This window comes from Synechococcus sp. R5-12 (genome assembly GCF_047502655.1).
Lineage (GTDB): Bacteria > Cyanobacteriota > Cyanobacteriia > Thermostichales > Thermostichaceae > Thermostichus.
In genome coordinates, this window is the sequence record NZ_JANSIM010000113.1 from 1 (window position 1) to 6,320 (window position 6,320).

The 6,320-nt window shown below is 59.5% G+C and carries 8 protein-coding genes; 3 read left to right on the plus strand and 5 right to left on the minus strand.

The window, feature by feature from the left end; all coding sequences use genetic code 11:
- Positions 1-188: 188 nt before the first annotated feature.
- Complete coding sequence (locus tag NW843_RS06995) at positions 189-725, plus strand: hypothetical protein (protein WP_414522504.1); 537 nt, start codon at positions 189-191, stop codon at positions 723-725.
- 11 nt (positions 726-736) lie between these two features.
- Here the strand turns inward: NW843_RS06995 and hemB are convergent, their stop codons facing one another.
- A complete protein-coding gene (hemB, locus tag NW843_RS07000; RefSeq protein ID WP_414389687.1) occupies positions 737-1,723 on the minus strand; it encodes a porphobilinogen synthase in 987 nt (328 codons plus the stop codon).
- 25 nt (positions 1,724-1,748) lie between these two features.
- Positions 1,749-2,708, minus strand: coding sequence for a lysophospholipase (locus NW843_RS07005; protein WP_414522500.1), 960 nt, complete (start codon positions 2,706-2,708; stop codon positions 1,749-1,751).
- Between the two features lie 386 nt (positions 2,709-3,094).
- Here NW843_RS07005 and NW843_RS07010 point away from each other — a divergent pair, with 386 nt between their 5' ends.
- Positions 3,095-3,211, plus strand: a complete 117-nt coding sequence (locus NW843_RS07010) for a photosystem II reaction center protein I (protein ID WP_011434021.1) — start codon at positions 3,095-3,097, stop codon at positions 3,209-3,211.
- Between the two features lie 316 nt (positions 3,212-3,527).
- Here NW843_RS07010 and NW843_RS07015 read toward each other — a convergent pair whose 3' ends face one another.
- Together NW843_RS07015 and NW843_RS07020 are read right to left on the minus strand one after the other, a co-directional pair.
- Positions 3,528-3,968 (minus strand): hypothetical protein, encoded by a 441-nt coding sequence (locus NW843_RS07015; RefSeq protein ID WP_414522501.1) that lies wholly within the window; start codon positions 3,966-3,968, stop codon positions 3,528-3,530.
- A gap of 180 nt (positions 3,969-4,148) precedes the next feature.
- A complete protein-coding gene (locus NW843_RS07020; protein WP_414522502.1) occupies positions 4,149-4,787 on the minus strand; it encodes a biotin transporter BioY in 639 nt (212 codons plus the stop codon).
- 62 nt (positions 4,788-4,849) lie between these two features.
- Between NW843_RS07020 and NW843_RS07025 the strand changes: the two genes are divergently transcribed.
- Positions 4,850-5,659: an inositol monophosphatase family protein gene (locus NW843_RS07025; protein ID WP_414522503.1), complete on the plus strand. Its 810-nt coding sequence runs from the start codon at positions 4,850-4,852 to the stop codon at positions 5,657-5,659.
- On the opposite strand, the gene NW843_RS07030 is transcribed toward NW843_RS07025, so the two are convergent.
- Positions 5,644-6,231, minus strand: coding sequence for a thioredoxin family protein (locus tag NW843_RS07030; protein WP_041437584.1), 588 nt, complete (start codon positions 6,229-6,231; stop codon positions 5,644-5,646). The genes NW843_RS07025 and NW843_RS07030 overlap by 16 nt on opposite strands.
- Between the last annotated feature and the right edge of the window lie 89 nt (positions 6,232-6,320).

Consider the following 6,320-nt stretch of genomic DNA (forward strand, 5'->3'; position numbering starts at 1 on the left):
CCCGACACTGACCCTACGGGTACAGTGCGGGGCTCCTGCGCTAGTAAGCTGACACACCTGGAAAAATCGGCTTCAATAGGCCCTAGCTGCGCTTCTTGGCAGCAGAGGTGGTTCATCGTCCCCCTATTTTCTTCCCTTCACCCGTGACACCCAAGTCTTCTTCCCGTACCCCGGCTCGCCACGTGTCTATGCGTGCAGAGCAGGTTGCTGGGCCGCGGCTGGACATCTCTGTTGCTCCACGAGTGCATCGCTCCCAAGGGCAGGGATCCCTGGTTCGGGCAGGGTTTCCCTCCTCTCTCCCAATTTCCGGTCGGCGGACGATCCCTGTCCAGCGCTCCCGCCGGCGCGGACGGCAAGAACCTGGCCACGAGCCTCCAGTCTGGGAGATGGCCTGTCACATCGGGGTGAATGTCTTGTTTACGGCGGCTGCCCTCAGTGGTTTGTATCGCCTCTTGCCGGTGCAGTTGGCTCAGCACCACCGGCTCCAGGTTCTGGAGCGGCATATCGAGGTCTTGTCCACTCGGATTTCTCGGCTGCAGGAGGGGGTGGATCGAGGTATGGATCCCTTGCAGCAGGAGGCCCTGATCAAGGAACGGCTGAATCGGGTGCCACGCAATCAAATTCAGGTGCGTTTGGTGGATCCCAGTACCTGGGTGGCGGACGACGAGAAGAACACCCACCCTTCCTGGATCGGGCAGTCCACCCAGCCGTCTGCCAGGCCGTAGGCTGCCTCTGCCTAGGCTTGTTTGAGAAGCAAGGCCACCTCTTTGGCAAAGTAGGTGAGGATGATATCGGCACCGGCCCGCTTCATGGCCAGCAGCGATTCCATCATCACTTTTTTGCCGTCGATCCAGCCTTTTTGTTCGGCGGCTTTGATCATGGCGTACTCGCCGCTGACGTTGTAGGCAGCCACGGGCAGATCCGTCGATTCCTTAACTCGGTAGATGATGTCCAGGTAGGCCAGGGCCGGCTTCACCATCACCATGTCCGCCCCCTCGGCCTCGTCCAGCTCCACCTCTTTGATGGCTTCCCGAGCATTGGCGGGATCCATTTGGTAGGTTTTTTTGTCTCCGGATTTGGGCGCGGATCCCAGGGCATCGCGGAAGGGGCCGTAGAAGGCAGAGGCATATTTGGCAGAATAGGCCAGGATCGCCACATCGGTATAGCCTTGGTCGTCCAGGGCCTCCCGAATGGCGCCGACGCGACCGTCCATCATGTCCGAGGGGGCCACAATGTCGGTTCCCGCCTCTGCTTGGGAGAGGGCTTGCTTGACCAAAACTTCCACCGTCTCGTCGTTGAGGATCACCCCATCCCGCACAATGCCGTCGTGGCCGTCGCTGTTGTAAGGATCCAAAGCCACATCGGTTACCACCAAAATCTCGGGAATTTCCTGTTTAATCCGCCGCACCGCCCGCTGGATCAAGCCCTCTGGGTTGAAGCACTCCTGCCCGGTGGGATCCTTTTTCTCTTCCGGCACCACCGGGAACAGGGCCACCGCCGGGATCCCCAGTTGAGCGGCTTCTTCCACCTCCTTTAGCAGCAGGTCTAGGGTGTAGCGGTAGCAGCCGGGCATCGACTCCACTTCCTGCCGCTGGTTCTCCCCCTCCATGACAAACAGGGGATAGATCAGATCCTGCACCCGCAGGTGGGTTTCCTGCACCATCTGGCGGAAGGCCTCTGTGCGCCGCAGCCGACGGGGACGGTAGATCAGGTCTTGGCTCATGAGAGCAGGGGGAAAGAGGGCGTTTCTATTTTGCCATGAGGTCGGTAGGGGCTGAGTTGGTCGTTGGGCGAGGGGCGACATCCGGGGCAGAGGGAAAATGCCGAGCCAGCCAGCGGCGAAGGGTCTCTTTTACCGCTTCGGCTTGGCAGTCGTGTAAAAGATCGTGGCGGGACTGGGGAAAATCGTGGATTTCTCCCTGGGGCAGCCGACGGGCAAAATCCACAGCTCCGGCAGGATTGACGACGATATCGGCAGAGGTGTAAAGCAGCAAAACCGGCAGGCGGAGCCGATGGGCTTGGTCGAGGCAGCGCTGTCCACTGCGCACCAGTTCGGCTGTGAATCTGGCCCGCGTTACACCACACATGTGGGGATCCGCCGCAAAGGCGGCTTGCTGCTCGGGTAGGGAAGTCACCCGCGCCGGCTCGTAGAGGCCAGTTAAGGCCAGCTGGGGAGCAACCCTGTCCAAAACTTGCAGAAGGGCGTGGGTCAAAGGGGTGAAATAGTGGTCGATGCGAAAAGCGGGAGAGATGAGGATCAGGCCCTGCACCTGGCCGGGATGGGCAAGGGCATATTCCGTAACCCAGTTGGCCCCCGCGCTATACCCACACCAGATCTGCGGGATCCCTTTCTGCGGCCAAATCTGCTGCGTGATCCTCTCCAGATCGGCTTGATATTGGCTGAAACGGTCGATCCAGCAGCGGATCCCGCCGGAGCGACCAAATCCCCGCATGTCGGGAGCCAAAACCTCCCACCCTTGAGCAGCCAACTCGCCGGCCAAAGGGCAAAACCCGCCGCCGTGATCCCCTTTGCCGTGCAAAAGCAACACCCTTCCACAAGGGGATCCCTGGGGCCAGTGGTGCAGAAAAGCCGGGATCCCATCGGAAAGCAGCAACTCCTGGGGCCGATAGATCCCCGACGCAGTTTGCGGCTGAGCTCCCGACCGCCCATCCAGAGCCTCTAAGTCACCTAACCGATCAAAAGGCATGGGCAAATCCAACACACGTCCGGCAAGACCCGGCAAAGCCACAAATCCTATCTTCCTATGTCCCAGTCGCCCGCGAGCGTTGCTGCCGCTGAGGAGCGGCAATCTTTGTTTCCAGCCCAAAATATTTCTTAACAATCTCTGCTCTTGCCGGGGATCCCCGACATGCCGGGCTTTGCAGCCTTTTCTGAGGATGGGATGAAAGGATCTCTCGGGGGGAGACTGGGGCCATTTGCGGGAAAAAGGCCCTCTGAGAGGTATGATGTTGTGAAGAAGTTTTGCGGGGTCTCAGGTTTGACGGGATCCCCTCTCTGGGGTGGTTCACCCTTGTTTTACGATTGCCTTATCGCTTCATCAGTTCACTCAGTCGGAAACGGGTTGCTGAAACTATGCTGTTACTGAAAATCTCTGTTTACGCGGTTGTCATCTTTTTTGTGGGGCTTTTTGTGTTTGGTTTTTTGAGCAACGACCCCTCCCGCAACCCCAACCGTCGAGACCTGGAGTAGGGGATCCCGCCTTGGGCAGCTTGCGAACCCAAGTGATAACCGGCTCATAGCTTGAGGGGGCATGCCTCCGGCCCTATTTTTGTGGAACTCTGCCGGTCGCACCGGCGGCGCGGAACGCTAGCCCTGGGGAAATTGACGCCTGTAGAGATCCCTCCGGCGGTGCGGCGACGCAACCTGCTGCTGGTTAGGGGTTGTGGAAGCAGGAAGAAAGCCGCAGCGGTGAGCAAGATTCAGTCCTTGTTCGGACTTCGGCCCGCTGGTGGGCATTCCCCTCTAGAGTGAGTGGCCTCACCCCAAAACCGGCAACTCTGCTTGCCTACTGGAAGGCTGTAATCAGCAGTGTCTGGGATCCGGAGCGATTCTGTTGGTCAAACGCGGTAATCCGGAACTGCCAAACGCCGATGGGATCCCCGAGGGCAACGCGGAAATCGGTACTGAAGCTACAAAAGGTGGCCCCAGGGTTACAGCCGGCCTGCTGTGGGCTGAGGAATTCCCTTTGCACGCGCACGCCGCTGGGGTTGAAAGTTTCCAGCTCGAGGAACTGCGTTGGACGAGCACCGCCGGGCACACTCACCTGCACCGTGAAGGCCGGCGTGGAGGTGCCCACCCGCACCGAGGTGGGCGCATTGATAAACGAAACCGTTGGGCCTTGGGGTGGGGGCAGGATCGAGCCCCCTGAGCTGCCGCCATCTCCACAAGCAGCCAGCCCAGTGGCCAAAAGGCCGGTGGCCAAAAGGGTGAGAGCAGTCCGTTGCATCCCGCAGTTCCTCACGCAAACCCATCCATCCTGGCAAGACTTGACCAGAATCTGTACCACCGCTTGAGCGGCACAGCTCTAAGTTACTTTTCTAAGTTACTTTCTGCCTCTGCAGCTTGAGAAAAGATGCGCCACGACCCAAATCTGCATGGGCCTTTGCGCAGAGTTGATTCCCTTGCTTCAGAGCAGCAGCAAGCGCCGCAACAGCAACGCTATCACCGCAACAAAGCTGGCCACGATGAGCTGTCCCGGCAGAGTATAGCCGGAGTAAAGCCCTATCAACCTCAGCAACTCCCCATTCCAGGGTTGTGTGGCCAAAAGGTAGAGAATCCCGGTCAGGTGAACCAAGGCCAAAGCCACCAAGCTGCCGGATCCCAGCTCTTGGAGGCCCACCGGGGAGTCAGGGATCCCTTCTGCCCACCGCTTGGCATCGGCAGCGCGTTGGTGGGCCGGGGGAGAAGGGTAGGGATCCCGTTGCGGAAAAGCAATTGTCCCGCAGGCCCAGGCTCCTGGCAGAAACCCCAGCAAGTAGCCAAAGGCAGGCTGGTATAGGTACTGCCACCCTCCCCCTTGGGCAAACACCTGTAGCCCTGCCAGCCCCAACCCTAGGTAGACGATCTGGGCGCACACCGCCGCCACCGGCCCCGCCAAACAAGCCGTCAGCAACACGCCCCCAATTTGCAGCGAAAAGCTGTATCCCCCCAACCCAGGCAGCCCGGGCGGAAAACTCAAATGGGTTAGGGTGCCCAAAATGGTCAGGATTACCCCAATCGCCGTCCAGAGCCATTCCAGAGGAGTTAAGAGCAGGCCAGACCGCATAACCGGGGAGAAACCCTTACTCTATGCTAAGAGGGGAGACGCGCAAATAGGGTGGGCAAAAGGTGGTCAAGGCAGAGTGGATTGAACTGGCCCAGGCCCTGGCCGATGCTGCCGGAGCGGTGATTCGCCCCCTGTTTCGCGGAGAACTGCAAGCCGAATACAAAGAGGCCCGCTCCCCAATTGTGACGGTGGCCGACCGGGAGGCAGAGCGGGCCATGCGAGCTTTGCTCATGGCCCAAGTGCCAGAACACAACATCCTTGGCGAAGAGTTTGGTTTTCACCAGACGGGATCCCTCTATACCTGGGTTCTGGATCCCTTGGATGGCACCATCGCCTTTTCCACCGGCAAGCCCACCTTTGCTACTCTGATTGCCCTCTTGGAAGAAGACTGCCCCATTTTGGGCATCATCGATCAACCGGTGTTGCGGGAACGCTGGCTGGGGGTGCGGGGACAGCCCACTCAATGGATAACCCCCTCCCACCGGCAAGCCGTCCGAGCCAAGGCCAACACCGACCTCAGCCGCGCCTACTTGAGCTGTACCACCCCCGATTTGTTCGCCCAACCCGACCAACAACGGTGCTTCCAGGGGCTCAGCCAAGCAGTTCACATTACCTCCTATGGGGGCGATGGCTACCAGTACGGCCTGCTGGCCAGCGGCTGTGTGGATCTGGTGATGGAGTGTGGCCTTGCCCTCTACGATTTTGCTGCCCTTGTGCCGGTGATTGAGGGATCCGGTGGCGTGATTACCGATTGGCGAGGGGATCCCTTAACCCGCACCTCCACGGGAGAAGTGTTGGCGGCAGCCAACCCCAGCTTGCATCGACAGGCCCTGGCCGCGATTCAAAAAAGCGGGATCTACCCAGCGAAATAAGCAGGCTCATTGCCAGGTTTCCACTTGATGTTGCAGCCCAGGCTGGGCTTTTGGTCGGGATCGATGGGCTTGCCGGCCAGAAGGTTATCCAGCGCCGCCCGCAAATCTTTGCCCGTCACCGGCACATCGGTCAGGCTGGGACGGCTGTCGTCCAGTTGACCCCGATAGACCAACTTGCGATCCGCGTCGAACAAGAAAAAGTCGGGGGTGCAGGCGGCGGTGAAGGCTTTGGCCACCTCTTGGGTTTCGTCGTAGCAGAAGGGGAAGGTAAAGCCCAAGGTCTCGGCCATCTTCTTCAAGTTTTCTGGGCTGTCATCCGGGTATTTCTCCACATCGTTGGCGCTGATGGCTACAATGCCGACGCCGCGATCCTTGTAATCTCTGCCAAGGCGGGCCAGCTCCTCTTGCACGTGCTTCACATAGGGACAGTGCTGGCAGATGAACATCACCAGCAGGGCCGGCTTGTCGGCAAAGGTGGAGAGGGAGATGGTTTGGCCGCTCACCACATCCGGCAGGCTGAAGTCAGGGGCTGGGGTGCCCAAAGGCAGCATGGTTGAGGGGGTACGGGCCATAACAAACCTCCGGCGTAAGGTTTCCTCAATCATTGTGGATCATCCTGCTGATACATTCACGCTGAACTCTCCTGAACATGGTTCAGGAA